The following is a 16,300-nucleotide window of genomic DNA, read 5'->3' as shown; positions in this document are numbered from 1 at the left end:
CCTAAAAATGGCCTAAGCCACAGTGAAATAAAAATAAATCCAAATACAAAGTGCAGCCCATAGTCCTGCAATTAGGTCGTCGAGCATAATGCCGAAACCACCATCGACTTTTTGGTCAATGACACGAATTGGCCACGGTTTCCACACATCAAAAATACGAAATAAAATAAAACCCAGCAACAGCCACAGCCAATTCATTTGCCCTAAATACAGTACAGGCAAAAAGGTGATGGACTGGCCAGCAAACTCATCCCATACGATACGCCCATCATCATGTACGCCCATCATTTTGGCAGTATGCCCACAGATATAAATGCCGATAAGAGACATGAGGATAATGGCAATAATGGTGTTCGATAGGCCAATTGCAAGCCAAATCGGGACGAACAGCAGCGCAAAGGCAGAACCGAACGTGCCTGGTGCTTTGGGTGTTAGCCCTGAGCCGAATCCTACACCGCAAAATACGATGAAACGGTCGTACCCAGACATCTGACGAAAGAGGATAGGAGGCTTATGCAAAGTGTTGATATCCATTAAATTGCAAGTAATGGTCTAAGCCATTTTGTTGAAAACGCAGACCACCTTCGGCATCAATTTTTCCAATCACACTGATGCTGCTATGGTTTTGTTGTTGCAAAAGTTTTTCATAATTCTGCGGACTTATTGTAAAGCATAATTCATAGTCATCGCCACCCGCCAAAGCATATTGCCATTGTTGTTCTCGTGTTAAATCTTGTAGAGCGGTGTTGATGGGCAGTTGATCAAGTTGTAGGGTCGCGCCCACATTGGATGCTTTTAAGATATGACTTAAGTCTTGTGCTAAGCCATCGGACACATCAATCATACTATGTGCCAAGCCTTTGAGTACTTGGCCCAGTTCACAGCGTGGGGTAGGGTAGTCCAAACGTTTTTGCAGAGGGTGGCCCAAGTGTTGCAGTGCGAAGGCGGCATCACCAACCGTACCACTAACACAAATTAAATCACCCACTTGAGCGGCGGAGCGGGTGACGGCTTGACCGATATCGACCCAGCCCAGTGCAGTCACGGAAATAGTGAGATGTGGGCTTTGGGTGGTGTCTCCACCAATTAAACTGACGCCAAATTGATCGCAACAATCATATAAACCCTGACTAAAACCTTTAAGCCAGTCATGATCAATTTGGGGTAAGCTCAAGGCCAGTAAAATACTCTGAGGTTTCGCGCCCATTGCGGCGATATCAGATAAATTGACCGCGACAGATTTCCAGCCAATCGCATGGGGACTAGTATCAAGTGGGAAGTGACGTCCAGCAACGAGAGTATCGGCACAAATGACCAATTGTTGCTGTGGAGGAGGGGTGAGCAAGGCTGAGTCGTCACCGACGCCTAAATCGACAGAATGAGGACTTTGACGATTAAAATAGCTATCAATGATCGAAAACTCAGCCATACAACAAATCTACTACTGTGAGTTCGCTTGTTGCTTTTCTGCTGCACGTAAAGTTGTTGCTAAACGATCTAATACACCATTGATGTATTTATGGCTGTCTGCACCGCCAAAATGTTTAGCAAGCTCGATTGCTTCGTCTAAAACCACACGATATGGAATTTCAAGATGTTCCTTGAGTTCATATGCGCCTAAACGAAGGGTGGCCAGTTCAACGCCGTCAAGCGCAGAAACTTCGCGATCAAGCACAGGGATTAAGAGCGCATCCAATGCTTCATGATTGGCAACAACTTGGGTTAACAATTCATGATAATAGCTCAGATCCACTTTGTGCATGGCATTTTCCACACGTGTACGTGCTTCAATCTCATGGACTGGATTGTGGCTCATTTGCCATTCGTAAATTCCTTGTACAGCAAAGCGACGTGCTTTACGTTTTGCTGCATAAGTTGCTTGCAATGTTTGCGACATAGCGTTAAATAGCCTTTAACAAGTTAACCATTTCAATTGCAGTAAGAGCAGCTTCGCCGCCTTTATTACCTGCTTTTGTACCCGAGCGTTCAATCGCTTGTTCGATACTATCCGTAGTCAATACACCATTAATCACTGGAAGACCAGATTCTAGGCCAACCACGCCTAAACCTTTGGCACATTCACCTGCAACAAAGTCGAAGTGAGGTGTGCTACCACGAATCACAGCACCCAGTGCAATGATGGCATCAAAGCGTTCAGACGCCACTAATTTCTTAGCCACGACAGGAAGTTCCCACGCGCCTGGTGCATGAACAACAGTGATATTATCCTCTGATACACCATGACGTTTCAATGTATCAATTGCACCTTCTAATAGATGTTCGACAACAAAACTATTAAAACGACCCACTAAAATCGCATAACGGCCTTCGCTAGCGAGATGTAACATACCTTCAATACGGCGAATTGCCATAGCAACCTCGATGATTTTTTAAGTTGTTTGATGTGCGGTGATATATTCCACCACTTCTAAATTAAACCCAGAGAGTGCATTAAAGCGTAAAGGTGAGCTTAAAAGCTTCATCTTCTCTACGCCTAAATCACGTAAAATTTGTGCACCTACCCCAATGGTTTGGTACTGCTGAGATAAAGCAGCATTGGATTTGGTCGGTTTTGGTGTTGTAAGGCTGTCTAGCGCTGGACCTAGGTCTTGTAAGTGACGTTGACCAATCCAAACCAAAACACCACGATCGCTACTTGCGATTTCTTGCAGCGCTTTGTCGAGATTCCATGCTGGCTCGCCGTCCTTTTTATTGAACTTAAGCAAGTCACGAACAGGGTTGAAACCATGAACACGAACGGTGGTTACCCCTTCTTTTGGTTCACCTTTCACCAAAGCCAAGTGAATATCTGGGTTGCCCAATTCGCGGTAACGATATAAGTCAAAAGTCCCATATTCGGTATCAATGCTTTGCTGATCAATTCGTTCAACCGTTTGCTCATTGGTCATACGGTAGTGAATCAGATCCGCAATGGTGCCAATTTTTAAACCATGCTTTTCAGCAAAAATTTCAAGATCGGCACGACGCGCCATGGTGCCATCTTCATTGATGATTTCACAGATGACTGATGCAGGCTCTAAACCCGCTAGACGAGATAAATCACAACCTGCTTCGGTATGACCTGCGCGGTGTAGAACGCCACCAGGCTGCGCCATCAATGGGAAAATATGACCTGGTTGAACGATGTCTGATGGTTTGGCATGTGCTGCTACTGCCGTTTGAATGGTATGCGCACGTTCCGCAGGTGAAATCCCTGTAGAAATCCCTTCTGCCGCTTCAATTGAAAGCGTGAAGTTGGTGCCATGTTGTGCGCCATTGGCATCGACCATCAAAGGAAGATTCAATTGTTTACAGCGATCACGGCTGAGCGTTAAGCACACCAAACCACGGGCATGGGTGATCATAAAGTTGATGTCTTCTGGGCGAACATGGGTCGCTGCAATAACTAAATCACCTTCATTTTCACGATCTTCGTCATCCATCAGGATAACCATTTTACCTGCACGGATATCTGCAACTAGCTCTTCAACGGTATTGAGCGGCATCAACCTTCACCTTCATCGTTGTCGCCATAGACGACATATCATTTGTTTTCATTGGCACATAGTTTAAGCTTTTTTCAGGCTTTTGCCTATGTGCGAATTATTTCCTTAAGTCGTTCATTGTTATACACAGTCAGTCCCAGCTTGAAAAGATGCCTTTATTTTAAAAAGCTGAAATGTGCTCAGGCTTTAAACAATTGAAAAGCATAAAAAAACAATCTTATCGAAAATAAGTCAATCGGCGTAGTAAATAAGGGGTCTAGACAAATGTTGCGCTATTGGCGGCGTGTGGTTGAGCGTTAGAGTACCTTTTTTTTGAATTTGACCATCAGGTTCATTTTGAGCAGGGTCCTGCACCTAATGAATCAGATCGGGGTGGATATTTGAGTTCACTCATCAGGTAGAGGATGAGCTAAAAAAATATTGAATATGTCATAGCGAAAAACCAGATGATTCGTCATCTATTTTTGATTTGTACTATAATTCTTCTTTTTTTAATCCTCTGGATTATTTCTCCTGTGATGTCCTTACTTGCTCAATATTTTGCACAGCAACAATTTTGCGTATTGGTTGAATACTTAAGCGCACACCAAGCCCAGTGGTCTGTCAAAACTGAATTTGCAGGCTTTCCTGTGGCTATGACGCTGGCCGATCGGGTGCATGCAGATGACGATGAAGCGCCTTTGCAAGTCGCCAAACAGTATCCACAAGAGATTGAAAAAGTCATTCACTTTTCGGGAAAGGCTCGCGATATACAAGACTTTGAGCAGTTTTTGCAAGATGCAAAAACACAGGGTCAAAAGAACCTGTTGCTCTTAACAGGCGATAAATTAAAACAGTACCACTACAGCCATGACTTAGAGCCACGGACACGTTATTTGGAGTCTGTGAATGCTGTCATGGAAGCCAAACGCCAAGGTGGTTTTCATATTGGTGTCGCGTTTAACCCGTTTAAATATGCGGAAGCGGAAAAAGAGGCGCAATATCTGAAACTGCATAAAAAGATGAAAGCAGGGGCTGATTATGTGATTACCCAATTGGGCTATGACATGGCTGCTTTACAGGATGCGCATGCATTTTTAGTGCAACATCAGTATGCGCAGAAAATCTTAGCCTGCGTCATGCCACTGACCTTGGCACGGGCCAAGTTTATGCTGAAACATAAAGTGGCCGGCATTGTGATCACCCCGCATATATTGAAGGTGTTGCAGCAGGAAAAAGAACAGGGTTTAAGTGATCGTGTTTATGTGCGCTGCGCATTACAGATTCTCATGTGTCGACATTTGGGTTTTGCGGGGGTGCATTTATCGGCTTGCCATCAGCCTGAAGAACAAAGCTTACTGGAGCGTTATATTGAAGAATATCAACACTTGAGTTTTGCTGAGTGTGAACGACTTTGGAATTCGCTTTGGCAGGTGCAAACCGGTACAGAGTTTCATCCAAAGCTGGCTTATTATTCACGGCCTGCGACTTCAAGTCAGATCATTAAATACCAACATCTGCATCTGATGCATGATGCTTTATTTGAATCTAAATTGGCTAAAGGAGTAGGGCGGTTTATTTTTAATTTCAATGTATGGGATCGCTCGCGTGCCAAACAAGCATTACTGAAAACAGAACATTTGAGTAAACATGTGGTGGTGGGCTGTGAGAGTTGTGGTCAATGCCGTTTAGGCGAGACTCTGTATATTTGCCCTGAAACTTGCCCCAAAGGCTTGGCCAATGGGCCCTGTGGTGGAACCAGCTTAGACCGCTGTGAATTTGGTGACCGTGAATGCATTCACTCAGTCAAAGCACGCTTAGCCAAAGCCGTTGGACAAACCAAGATCTTAAAAGAAAAGCTGATTCCGACCGTGTCGATTGCGGTGCGTGGAACCAGCTCTTGGAAAAATTGGTATGTGGAGGCTGCTGGCTGAAATCAGCTGTCCTGATCCATGGCATTGGAATAGAACTTTTGTCCGAGTTTGATCCGTTCACGGCCTTGGCTCATGCGCCAGCGGTTGCTATCCCGCAGTGAATACACACAGCCACAGTACTCTTGTTGATAAAACTCTTCACGTTTGCTGATGTCCAGCATGCGTACCGCACCGCCATGCTTGCGCCAGTTGTAGTCCCAGTAGTGAATGCCTGCATAATGTGAAGCAGAACGGTGTCCGCACTCATTGATCTGCTGTATATTCTTCCAACGGGAAATGCCGAGAGAGCTGCTGATTAGGCTAAAGCCATGTTCTGCTGCATATAATGCTGTACGTTCAAAACGCATATCAAAACACATGGCGCAACGGATACCTTTCTCTGGTTCATTTTCCATACCTTTGGCACGTGCAAACCAGTTGTCTGTGTCGTAATCACAGTCAATAAATGGAATGTGATGTTTTTCTGCAAAGCGAATATTTTCTTCTCTGCGAATCAGATATTCCTTTACAGGGTGAATGTTGGGGTTATAGAAAAAGATGGAAAAATCGATACCTGATTCAATCAGGGTTTCCATGACTTCACCTGAGCAAGGTGCACAGCAGGAATGCAAGAGCAGTTTGTCATGACCTGTGGGGAGGCTAAGTTTCTGACGTTCGAGCTTCGACATATTGAATGATTTTTATCTATTTAAACCAGACAGTTTAAAACGTCTAACGAGCGGATCAACGACGATTGGATGAAGAATTCTCAGGATGAGCTGATGAATTTTCATGATTAAAATCGACTTTGGCCGATGAATAAGACCTGTATTGAGCGCTGTAGATGAGTAGAGAGAGAACATTTGAGAGGCCCTAACTTGCATAATGGAGCGAGATTCGTCATCATTTACACAAAGGGTGTTTAACAGTTGTGTTAGATAGGTATTCGTTGAAGGCGGGCCACTTCAACAGCATGAAAGAGAGTATCTAGCTGTGCTTCATTTTTTTACTACGCCTTCCAATAAGGAATTGGAGTGTCGTCATAATTTTCAGTATGAGACCGATATGCGTTTGATCCAACGCTGTAAATTTCTTGAAGATCAAGATGAGAAAAAAGCCATTCAACATCTTTTAAAAGAACGGGGTTATACCAAAGCTGAGATTTTAAAGCTCACGATTGATGGTTAAATCTAAGATTTAAAAAAAGCTTCCTAGTCGGAAGCTTTTTCGTTTTTACATGCTCTGTTTGGCATCGCACCAGTTTGAGAGACAAGCGGCTTTGATTTGATATTTACATAATGCTTCACGTGGAACATAAAAAAGCCCGAAGACTAGGGTTGTGAGAAGTTCTGTTGTCAGCACGGTATGCTTTTTCAGCGCTTTAGCCTGCTCAATTTGGATAGAAGATCAGAATCATCAGTTCTCAATATTTGAACTGAATTTAACTCAGGTACAAGAGCATACTGCTTGCTGTAAAATGATTTCGCTATATCAACGTAGAGATATCACAAGAGTTCGATGCATAGCCACGAGTTAAATAGGACAGTTGGTGGGCTGGATTCGGTCGTTGTACCTCTCAAAAACTGAAGGGATCACGCTTCAACCTAGGCATGACCAAGAGATAGTCTTAAAAGTCATCCACAGTTATAAAAGAAAGCCTTACTTCGATTAGCGCTCATGCACGGATCATGAAGATTATGAATTTAAATGCTTAAATTTTTCATTTTCTGTAAATTGGGCGAATATTTTCGTTGTGGATCATAAATATTAAAGTGAAATAAACTAATTAAGTAGGAATTAAGGTGAGAAAAAATAATCAAATGTGGCTTTTATAGGTTAAGCTATACCGTATTCATCAAGATTAAAAAATTGGGCTGTGCCAGATGTTAGAACTCCGCCATTTAAAAACCTTAACCGCTTTAAGAGAGCATGGCTCATTGGTGGCTGCTGCGGGAGACCTATGCTTAACGCCTTCTGCTTTATCACACCAGTTGCGTGAGTTAGACCAATGGTTTGGGGTAGAGGTGGTGAACCGTCGTAGCCGCCCCGTTAGTTTTTCTAATGTGGGACAGCGTTTATTAAAACTAGCGGATGAAGTATTGCCGCAGGTACAAATTGCGCAAAGCGACATCACCCGTATTGTGCATGGTCAAACTGGACGCATTACTTTTTCCTCAGAGTGTCATAGCTGTTTCGATTGGTTAATGCCGTTGTTAAATCAATATCGCCAACAGTATCCAGATGTTGATCTAGACTTCGCTTCAGGTTTTGAGTCCAATCCGCATGAGTTATTGCAGACAGGTGAATTTGATTTATTGATTACGGCCGACCCGATTGCGTTAAAAGGGGTGGAGTATTTCCCGATTTTTGAGTATGAATCGCGTTTGGTTTTATCCAACACCCATCCTTTGGTTCGTGCTAAAGATATTACTGTGCAAGAACTTGCAGAAGAAACCTTGGTGACCTATCCAGTAGATAAGCACCGTTTAGATATTATGTCGCGTCTGTTTATTCCAGCCAATATTCTGCCGAAGCAGATCCGTACCACCGATCTCACCCAAATGTTGATTCAACTGGTGGCAAGTGGGCGTGGTATTGGGGCATTACCCGATTGGGTGGTGAACGAATATGAACAAAAGGGTTGGGTGACTTCGCGTCGTTTGGACTGCGTAGCGCCTGAAGGTTTGCGTCGTACTCTTTATGCAGGCTATCGTACTGAGGAAAAAGAGAAGGATTATTTCGAAGGCTTTTTAAAACAACTGGATAAATTTGCCAAGAAAAGAACGCAATATTATATCTAGTTGCTCTTGTTTTAAGGAGGGGGGATCAGTGTTGCTGCATCCTCCTTTTTTGAACCTATCAGCGCTTGTTATTTTTTGTGAAAAATGTGGCTCAGTGCTATAATTGCGCGCCTGATAATTTGTCAACTTTTAAACACTGATCATGATGATGCAACTCCACGTATCCCGCTTGAATATGAGCTTGGTTGATCAAGAATTATCAGCTATAGAACACATTCCTGCGATGCAACGCCGACGCTTATCGCGTCTTGCAAAGCTAGCTTTGAATAGCGCAATGCAGACTTTAGACACCCACGATGTCGATTATATTGTTTGGGTGTCGCAATATGGCGATGAAGCAAAAACACTGAATATTTTAGAAGATGTGTTAAGCGAGCAAACCCCTTCACCGACTCAATTTTCAACGTCGGTACATAATGCAATTTCGGGCTTATATTCTATTTTATGTCGGGATGCGACACCTGCAACCAGTTTGGCGGGGTCATGGAATGATGGGTTGATTGAAGCCTATGCATGGTTAAAAACCATGCCGGAAGCCGGTCAGGTTTTGCTGGTGTATTATGATGAAGCCTTGCCAGACATTTATATCGAGCATCAACCATTTGCTGCTTTTGCGATGGCAGCGATGATTTCATTAGCGCCTGCCAATTTGATGTTGACACCAATGCAGATGGATTCAACGCCAGCCTATCAGCAGGCTTTAGCATTTAACACGTTTTGGACTAATCCTGAGCAAACTGAATCTGAAGCGTGGACGAAATGCTGAAATTAAATCGGATCAAGCAACAAGCCAACTATGTTTGGCGCGTTGGGGCGACAGGATTTAGCTTTGCCAGCTTTGGCTTGGGCGGTGTGGCGATTGGTGGTTTGGTTGCGCCGCTGGTCAAGCTGAGCTCAGCAGACCTTGAGCTTCGCAAGCAGCGCACTCAAAAGGTGATTAAGCACAGTTTTAAAGGTTTCACCGAAATGATGGTGAAACTGGGCATTATGACCTATACGGTTGAAGGTTTAGAGAAATTACAAAACAGTCAACAAGAGTTGGTCATTGCCAATCATCCGACACTGATTGACGTGGTGGTTTTAATTGGTTTAATGGAACAAGCAAACTGCGTGGTCAAGCAGGCGCTGTGGTCGAATCCATTTACCAAAGGCCCTGTGCAAAGTGCGGGTTATATTTTAAATGCAGGTTCTGAACAGTTTATTCAGGACTGTGTACACAAATTACAGCAGGATCATGCAGCGTCCTTGTTGATCTTTCCTGAAGGTACGCGAACAGCAAAACCCCAACCTTGGCAAGAGTCACCGACATAAAATACACTAAATAACACAATTGGTACGTTAATAAACTCTATATATAACAGTTATATAGAGTTTTTATTTTGTGTGACGTAATTTAAGATGGGGTGGGGTACTTTGATTTTTGGTCACTAATTTATTGTGATAATCAACAATAATAACCAACATACATATGCTTAATCTAAAGGTATTTTACTGACTGGTATAATTTTATGATGAGAGGGGTGTTGCCTGAGGCTACGGTTTCTGTTTGGCCTTTTGGCGTAAGACGTACAAATATAAGCTTTCTACTTTTTCACGTGCCCATGGTATGGTACGCAAGAATCGTAATGATGATTTAACACTTGGGTCTATGCAAAAACATCTAATTTCAATTTTGTGACTTAAGCCTTCAAAGCCACCGTAGTAATCCAATAATTCATCCAAAATGTCAGCAAGTTTTTTGCCGTGTAAAGGGTCATTGGAGGTGTTCATAATAGATCAATCGTATTTTGGGTGGCTATTATAACCTGGGCTAGTTGGAAAACTAGAGAGTTGGAATGTAGGTAATGATGGACTGAATAGCCACCAAAATTCTAGAGCCCCCCAGCCATCGAGTGAGGCATCATATTGGTGAACCGTACCAGGTTTGTCGGAGACTTTTTTATTTAAGTTAGGCCACCTGACCTAACGGGTTAATCTTATCATAGTACATTGCTTCAAACTCAAAAGGCGATACATAACCCAGTGCACTGTGTACACGCTTTTTATTGAACCAATCTACCCAGTTTAGTGTCGCAAGTTGTACATCTGCTAAACCTTGCCAATCTGCTTTTAAATATTCAATCACCTCTGTTTTGTATAAGCCATTCACCGTTTCAGCCAGAGCATTATCGTATGAATCACCAGTTGTACCGACTGATGCTCGTAAATTTGCAGCTTCTAAACGATTGGTATAGCGAATAGAAAGATATTGAACACCTCTATCGGAATGATGAATCACATTCTTTGGCATGCCTCGATCGTGCAATGCTTGCTCCAATGCATCGAGCACCATATCTGTATTCATCCGTGTCGATACTTTCCATCCAACAATTGCTCGTGAGAACACATCAATAACAAATGCGGTATATACCCAGCCTGAATGAGTTTGAATATAGGTAAAGTCACCCACCCATAGTTGGTTTGGATGATCAGCATTAAAATTACGTTTCACTAAATCATCTGCCCGTTTTTGGTCATCTCGGCTACGGGTGGTTTGTTTATTCTTACCTCGCCAAACACCTTGTATACCTAGCTTTTTCATTAATCGAGCAACAGTACAACGTGCAATAACATAACCCTCACGTTTTAATTTTTGCCAGACTTTACGTACACCATACCGACCTGAACTTTCCTTCCAAATTCGTTTAATCTCCTCAGCATGATGCAAGTCATGTAAATCTCGCTTTGCTCGATGTTCCCTTGCGAAGCAATGCTTCTCATCGCAGAGATCTAGAGTCCGGTAATAGGTTGAGGGTGCGATCGGTAAAATTCTACAAATCGCCTCGACTCCGTACAGCTCTTTATTATTATGGATAAAATCCACCATTATTTGTGTGGGCGGTCGAGCTCCGCCTGGGCGAAAAAAGCGGCTGCTTTACGTAGAATCTCATTGGCGCGTTGCAGTTCTTTATTTTCACGTTAGAGTTGTTTAATACGTTCTTGATCTGAAAGCTGCTGTACTTTAACTGGATTTAGTTTATCTAAATATTTTTGATACCAAACACGTAGTGTTTCAGGAGTACAACCCTTGCGCAGTATACTGCTCAGGGAGCAATAGCGGTGATCGCAGCCCAATTCGATGGATAATCTTTTTCAGATTCAATCAATAATTGAACCGCTCTTTCTCTGATTTCAGGGGTATATTTTAATTTTGTCATCGGGATAGTCTCTCAGAATATTGACTCTCCGACAAACCCGGTACGGTTCAGTGGCAACGCCCATCGCATTATTAAAGGCATCTGCATCGTTAACTGTATCTATGTCAATCCTAAGACCGAACAATACTGGTTCATTGATTACCGTATTTATGACAAAACCACCGATGGCAAAAGCAAACTTGACCATCTAAAAGACATGCTACAGCACAGTATTGAACACAAACAAATTAAATTCAAATATGTGCTCATGGATACCTGGTATGCCACCAAAGACATCATGCTGTATATTGATAACTTACAAAAAATCTATTATTGTCCTTTAAAATCCAATCGCAAAGTCGATGATTCAAAAGGAGTACACCCTTACAAAGCAGTCAACGAATTAACTTGGACTGACCAAGAGCAACAAAATGGCAAACTGATTAAAATACATGCCTTTCCTAAAGATTACAAAGTGCAACTGTTCCGAGTAGTGGTTAATGAAAACCGCACGGACTGGATTGTCACCAACGACACCACTCAGGATTCATCAGATGGCACACGATTGGTGTGTGCCATCCGCTGGAAGATTGAGCAGTTTCACCGAGAACTTAAACAACTCACTGGTATTGAAGCTAATCAGTGTCGTAAGGCTCGTATTCAGCGGAATCATATTTGTTGTTGTATGCTGGTTTGGCTGCAGTTAGCCAGACAGGCTAAACGGTTAAAACAATCTTTATATCAGGTTAAAAGGGGTTTACTCAGTGATTATTTGCGTGAGCAGTTACGCTCGCCTTCGGTCGTCTTTGCGTAAGTCCTAATAAAGTATTTATTTTTCATTTATTTGTATTAGTAAATTGGATTTTTTAAAATAGAGTTTCTACTCTATAAATTAGAAAATTGTAATAAAATTAGGATATTTAGCGTGACGTGGTCTATATTTTTTGTAAAAAATGCAATTTATTTAAAAAATTAATTATGCTCGTGTATTTATTTTGTTATTAAAGTGATATAAATAAAATGGCATATTTTTTAATAAATATACCCCAATCTCAACTTTGAATAAGGCTTTCCAGCTGTAAAGGTGGATTTCCTAATCGTGTATTTAAAATTACTGCAATGGTATGTGAAAGAATCTTACGCGTAATTCTATGCGTTAAATGCCATAAATCTTTAGCTCTTACTTTTTGAATGTGAAATCGTTCAGTTAATTGACCTATAACAGTCTCAATTTTTCTACGAGCATTCATGAGCCTCGCCATAGCTTCCTTAGACCTGCTATCAGTCATGTTCTTTCTATAAGGTGTTTGTAAATCAATATCTTGGTACATAAAATAGTGTTTTAATTCAGGTCTTAAGTATCCTTTATCACCACCAAGTAATCCCTGAATATCTTGAGTAATTTCTGGTGCAACATCACGTTCATCACAATGAGCTGGAGCAAAAGTATAGCCTGTAATCATTCCTGAAAAGTTAATAACGATATGTCCTTTGAAACCATAATATTTTTCTTGTTTAGCCGCACAATAACTAAAACCTGCAGATTCTTTGAAGTTTTTATGTTTTTTTGCTCTAGCATAACGACAAACAGGTATAGGAAAGCCATCGATAAAATGAATATTATCTAAACCGAAAAAAGATTTTAGTTGTGACATAATCTGTTGACTTACATGCCATAATTTTGCGCAATGTTTGCAAAAATTAGGATAGGAACCTAATTTTGGAAACCATTCAAACCAATTGTTTTTAAAGTAGAACCAGATATTTTTATCAGAATCTAAGCCAAGAAACTCTCCCACAATTTGTATAGTAAGAATTTCAATATCACTTAAAGCGGGTGGAAATCCTCTACTTCTTAAAGGTTGAATGACAATCGCTGAGTAAAATTGCTCTATGATTAAAAATACAGAAATGATAAATTCGTAAATGGACATAACTTGCTTTGCTTTTCTTAGTCGAAAATTAAATTGGATTATGTCCTTTTTATTTCAAAGACTTAAAAAGTTGAGATTCGCGTAAATATGTCATACAAATCTAATAATACATTAAGTCTACCAAGGGTTGTTTATGTGGAAATTATCGCTTTTAACTACTGTAATTTCATTGGTGGTAGCCTCTTGTGCATCTGATCCTTACTCAAAGCCTTCTGCTTTACGGTTTCAAAATAATAAGCAAGGTTATAATCAGGAGATCAATGTCAACAGAGATGCTAAATTATGCGCAGGGGATACAAGAGATGAACAGAGTTGCCCAATTCATTTCTATATTGACAGTATTGAATCAGGTAAATTCTATATCAATAATACGGCAAAGTATTATTTAAAACCAGAAGTTTATAATTTCAAAGTTAAAAATTGTAGCGGCGAAAAAAATTGTCAGAGTTGCGATGTCGACTTGCGGCCAGATCAATTAAAAGATCGTAACTTTATTCTTTCTGTAGATGCTGCTGGTGTACCTTTTATTTCAAATAATGGTCATCCTTTGGCTTGTAGACAACAGCCAGCAGCTCAAAAGCCTGTCGTTGCTCCTGTTGAGCATACTGAAACAATTGATTTGGCAGCCGATACATTATTTAAATTTGATGGTTCATCTTTAAATGATTTATTGCCTAAAGGCCGTCAGGAAGTTCAGGACGTAGCATCAAAAATTTCAACAGGTTTTGTTTCTGTCAGTAAGATCATATTGGTCGGTCATACGGATCGTCTAGGAAGCGAAACTTATAACCAAAAACTTGGTCAGAATCGTGCTGAAACTGTACGTAGTCTGCTTGTTCAAAATGGCGTATCCGCAAATATTATCTCGGTGGCAAGTGCAGGGAAGAATCAACCAGTCACGGACGGCTGTCCTACGGTTAAATCTCGTGAAGCACTAAAAGCATGTTTACAGCCCGATCGTCGCGTGACGGTACAAATTACGGGCATTACCAAGTAATTCAGCATTTAAAAGTTTCAACGAATATAGGCCACACAGAACATGACAAATTTTATTGTAGTAGAAAAAGATTCTTTAAATAAAGTATCTATCAACACGCAACATATCACTTTAACAGAAGCATCAATTGTCCATACCAAAATGCATCGTAATGATGTAGCAGAGTTTTTACGTGATGGCAATAACCTGATTTTAAAGTTAAATAATGGTGAAACTGTCCTTATCGAAAACTTCTTTGTCGTATATGACAAAGTTGATTCTGATCTGGTTTTTGAAGAAGATGGTTGTATCTTATACTGGTTTGATGGTGTTTCTGGTTTTAAGGGAATACCTGGGCTTGAGGTCTTATTACCTGCTAGTGCGGCAGGTGGGTCTTTACTGCCATGGATTATTGGTGGTGGTGCTGTTATTGGTGGCATCATTGCAGCCGCAGGAGGTGGCGGTGGAGGGGATAAAAACGCATGGCCAATCGCCGTTAAGGATGAAATTACAGGTGTTGAAGATACCCCAGTTAATGGCAATGTTTTAACTAATGATCGTGATCCTGATGGAAACGCAATCACAGTTACTCAATTTGTTGTGGAGGGTAAAAGCTATAATGCAGGCCAAACCGTTACAATTGATAAAATTGGCGAGCTAACGCTCAATGCCGATGGAACTTATCACTTTGTCCCTGCGACTAACTGGAATGGCACCGTTCCAACAGTTACTTATACAATTAGTGATGGCCAGGGTGGAACCGCTTCAGCGGAATTGGTAATCACAATTACACCTGATGCAAATCCTTCGATTAGCATAAAAGATGAAAATGGCGGCAGTGAAAATCCGAACAATACTACTGATACATTAATTGAACAGGGGCATGTTACTGTATATGAACAGGGTTTAACTGATACATCGGGTTCAAATAAAGAAACGGGTAGTATTACGATTGGGGCTGGTGATGGCGTAAAGTCTGTTACGGTTGGTGATACCAATATTTTGCTAACAGATCTGGAAAATGCCTCAACTACACCGATTATTATCAACACGCCTCATGGCAAGATCATCATTACTGACTATACGCCAAATGGTCAGGAATTTAATGGCGTATCTACGGGTGGCACCATTACTTATGAATATGAACTAGATCAACCTGTTACCAACGATGCATCACACACCGATAACTTTCTGGAAGAAGTCGGTATATCTGTGACAGATCAAAGTAATATTGTGAGCAGTGGCAGTCTAGTCATTAGCATTATTGATGATGCACCACTTGCCAAAAACGACATCGATAATGTGGCTGCTAATCAATTTACCCCTGAAACTGGAAATGTACTGACGGGTGTTGGTACGAGTAGTGGGGCTACAGGTGCAGACAAAATTAGTGCCGATGGAGTGAGCATCTCCACAGTGGTTAGTGATAATGTATCTGCTAACGTGGTAACAGATGATGGCACAACGCTGACGATCGAAGGGCAGTATGGTACTCTAATACTCAATAAGACCACAGGTGAATATAGTTACGAGCGTCATGAAGGTACGCCGGGCGGTGTAAATGAGGTATTTACTTATACATTGGTTGACGGTGATGGGGATAGCTCAACAGCTAGCTTGACATTAGTCATTGGCAATAGTGCGCCTCTTGTTACGCTTCCTTCGAGCGATGGAGAGAGTACCAAAGTCTATGAATCAGGTTTGAATAATGGTGGCTCTAAAGCATCTACTGATAAGGAAACAACAAGCGGTACAATTGCTTTTACCTCTCCAGATGGTTTGGCTTCTCAAGATGCAGTGAAGTTAGGTGGACATACCCTAACGACAGCAGATCAAACATTCTCGGATGGTTTAACTGCACGCTATGAATACAATTCGGCAACTGGTACAGGTACTATCCACTATAGCTACACACTTCCTGCGAATACGTCAGGTGATAATACCAATGCAACATTTGCAGTGGAAGTGACAGATATCGATGGCGATAAAACAGCTTCGGGTGATCTGGTTATTAA

At 41.5% G+C, this 16,300-nt stretch carries 15 protein-coding genes, 2 pseudogenes and 1 other annotated feature; of the genes and pseudogenes, 8 read left to right on the top strand and 9 right to left on the bottom strand.

What is annotated here, in order from left to right; all coding sequences use genetic code 11:
- Nucleotides 1-12: 12 nt before the first annotated feature.
- The 5 genes from ACF8FD_RS12115 to ribBA are packed head-to-tail and all read right to left on the bottom strand — an operon-like array spanning nucleotide 13 to nucleotide 3,506.
- Complete coding sequence (locus ACF8FD_RS12115; RefSeq protein ID WP_279679307.1) at nucleotides 13-534, bottom strand: phosphatidylglycerophosphatase A; 522 nt, start codon at nucleotides 532-534, stop codon at nucleotides 13-15.
- Nucleotides 512-1,429: a thiamine-phosphate kinase gene (gene thiL, locus ACF8FD_RS12110; protein ID WP_279679306.1), complete on the bottom strand. Its 918-nt coding sequence runs from the start codon at nucleotides 1,427-1,429 to the stop codon at nucleotides 512-514. The genes ACF8FD_RS12115 and thiL overlap by 23 nt, the downstream gene beginning before the upstream one ends.
- Nucleotides 1,430-1,441: 12 nt before the next feature.
- Nucleotides 1,442-1,897, bottom strand: a complete 456-nt coding sequence (gene nusB, locus ACF8FD_RS12105; RefSeq protein ID WP_004983920.1) for a transcription antitermination factor NusB — start codon at nucleotides 1,895-1,897, stop codon at nucleotides 1,442-1,444.
- A 4-nt stretch (nucleotides 1,898-1,901) separates the two neighbouring features.
- The gene (gene ribE / locus ACF8FD_RS12100) at nucleotides 1,902-2,372 is read right to left on the bottom strand and encodes a 6,7-dimethyl-8-ribityllumazine synthase (RefSeq protein WP_004684294.1); all 471 of its coding nucleotides are present in this window, start codon (nucleotides 2,370-2,372) and stop codon (nucleotides 1,902-1,904) included.
- Nucleotides 2,373-2,390: 18 nt separating this feature from the next.
- Nucleotides 2,391-3,506 carry a bifunctional 3,4-dihydroxy-2-butanone-4-phosphate synthase/GTP cyclohydrolase II gene (gene ribBA / locus ACF8FD_RS12095; protein ID WP_279679305.1) on the bottom strand — a complete coding sequence of 372 codons (1,116 nt, stop codon included), beginning with the start codon at nucleotides 3,504-3,506 and terminating at the stop codon, nucleotides 2,391-2,393.
- Between the two features lie 518 nt (nucleotides 3,507-4,024).
- On the opposite strand from ribBA, the gene ACF8FD_RS12090 reads away from it, so the two are divergent.
- Entirely contained in the window at nucleotides 4,025-5,419 is a 1,395-nt protein-coding gene (locus ACF8FD_RS12090; RefSeq protein ID WP_279679304.1) for a methylenetetrahydrofolate reductase C-terminal domain-containing protein, read from the top strand.
- Between the two features lie 2 nt (nucleotides 5,420-5,421).
- On the opposite strand, the gene ACF8FD_RS12085 is transcribed toward ACF8FD_RS12090, so the two are convergent.
- Complete coding sequence (locus ACF8FD_RS12085) at nucleotides 5,422-6,087, bottom strand: epoxyqueuosine reductase QueH (RefSeq protein ID WP_279679303.1); 666 nt, start codon at nucleotides 6,085-6,087, stop codon at nucleotides 5,422-5,424.
- Between the two features lie 376 nt (nucleotides 6,088-6,463).
- Between ACF8FD_RS12085 and ACF8FD_RS12080 the strand changes: the two genes are divergently transcribed.
- The 4 genes and pseudogenes from ACF8FD_RS12080 to ACF8FD_RS12065 all read left to right on the top strand — a co-directional run.
- Nucleotides 6,464-6,586 carry a hypothetical protein gene (locus ACF8FD_RS12080; RefSeq protein WP_004684300.1) on the top strand — a complete coding sequence of 41 codons (123 nt, stop codon included), beginning with the start codon at nucleotides 6,464-6,466 and terminating at the stop codon, nucleotides 6,584-6,586.
- Between the two features lie 695 nt (nucleotides 6,587-7,281).
- On the top strand, nucleotides 7,282-8,199 hold the full coding sequence (locus ACF8FD_RS12075) for a LysR family transcriptional regulator (RefSeq protein ID WP_279679302.1): 918 nt from the start codon (nucleotides 7,282-7,284) through the stop codon (nucleotides 8,197-8,199).
- A gap of 145 nt (nucleotides 8,200-8,344) precedes the next feature.
- A complete protein-coding gene (locus tag ACF8FD_RS12070; RefSeq protein ID WP_104221817.1) occupies nucleotides 8,345-8,965 on the top strand; it encodes a beta-ketoacyl synthase chain length factor in 621 nt (206 codons plus the stop codon).
- Nucleotides 8,950-9,480, top strand: a pseudogene (locus ACF8FD_RS12065) (lysophospholipid acyltransferase family protein); the annotation flags it as partial. The gene ACF8FD_RS12070 and the pseudogene ACF8FD_RS12065, both read left to right, overlap by 16 nt.
- A gap of 252 nt (nucleotides 9,481-9,732) precedes the next feature.
- Here ACF8FD_RS12065 and ACF8FD_RS12060 read toward each other — a convergent pair.
- The gene (locus tag ACF8FD_RS12060) at nucleotides 9,733-9,969 is read right to left on the bottom strand and encodes a VF530 family DNA-binding protein (protein WP_005005662.1); all 237 of its coding nucleotides are present in this window, start codon (nucleotides 9,967-9,969) and stop codon (nucleotides 9,733-9,735) included.
- Nucleotides 9,970-10,147: 178 nt separating this feature from the next.
- Nucleotides 10,148-11,396 (bottom strand): annotated as a pseudogene (locus ACF8FD_RS12055) (IS3 family transposase).
- Nucleotides 10,991-11,107: a sequence feature (AL1L pseudoknot), on the bottom strand. (Overlaps the previous pseudogene by 117 nt.)
- Between ACF8FD_RS12055 and ACF8FD_RS12050 the strand changes: the two are divergent.
- A complete protein-coding gene (locus ACF8FD_RS12050; RefSeq protein WP_308469393.1) occupies nucleotides 11,365-12,189 on the top strand; it encodes a transposase in 825 nt (274 codons plus the stop codon). The pseudogene ACF8FD_RS12055 and the gene ACF8FD_RS12050 sit on opposite strands and share 32 nt — an antisense overlap.
- Before the next feature lie 238 nt (nucleotides 12,190-12,427).
- Here the strand turns inward: ACF8FD_RS12050 and ACF8FD_RS12045 are convergent, their stop codons facing one another.
- On the bottom strand, nucleotides 12,428-13,309 hold the full coding sequence (locus ACF8FD_RS12045; protein ID WP_104221957.1) for an IS982 family transposase: 882 nt from the start codon (nucleotides 13,307-13,309) through the stop codon (nucleotides 12,428-12,430).
- A gap of 133 nt (nucleotides 13,310-13,442) precedes the next feature.
- On the opposite strand from ACF8FD_RS12045, the gene ACF8FD_RS12040 reads away from it, so the two are divergent.
- Together ACF8FD_RS12040 and ACF8FD_RS12035 are read left to right on the top strand one after the other, a co-directional pair.
- On the top strand, nucleotides 13,443-14,306 hold the full coding sequence (locus ACF8FD_RS12040) for an OmpA family protein (protein WP_000265727.1): 864 nt from the start codon (nucleotides 13,443-13,445) through the stop codon (nucleotides 14,304-14,306).
- Nucleotides 14,307-14,348: 42 nt separating this feature from the next.
- Nucleotides 14,349-16,300, top strand: a 1,952-nt coding sequence (locus tag ACF8FD_RS12035) for an Ig-like domain-containing protein (protein ID WP_392453419.1), incomplete at its 3' end; no start/stop codon positions are given.

Source organism: Acinetobacter sp. TYF_19, assembly GCF_043105125.1.
Classification (GTDB): domain Bacteria; phylum Pseudomonadota; class Gammaproteobacteria; order Pseudomonadales; family Moraxellaceae; genus Acinetobacter; species Acinetobacter johnsonii.
The sequence above is the reverse complement of the archived record's forward strand: the minus strand, read 5'-3'. Positions and strand labels throughout refer to the sequence as shown.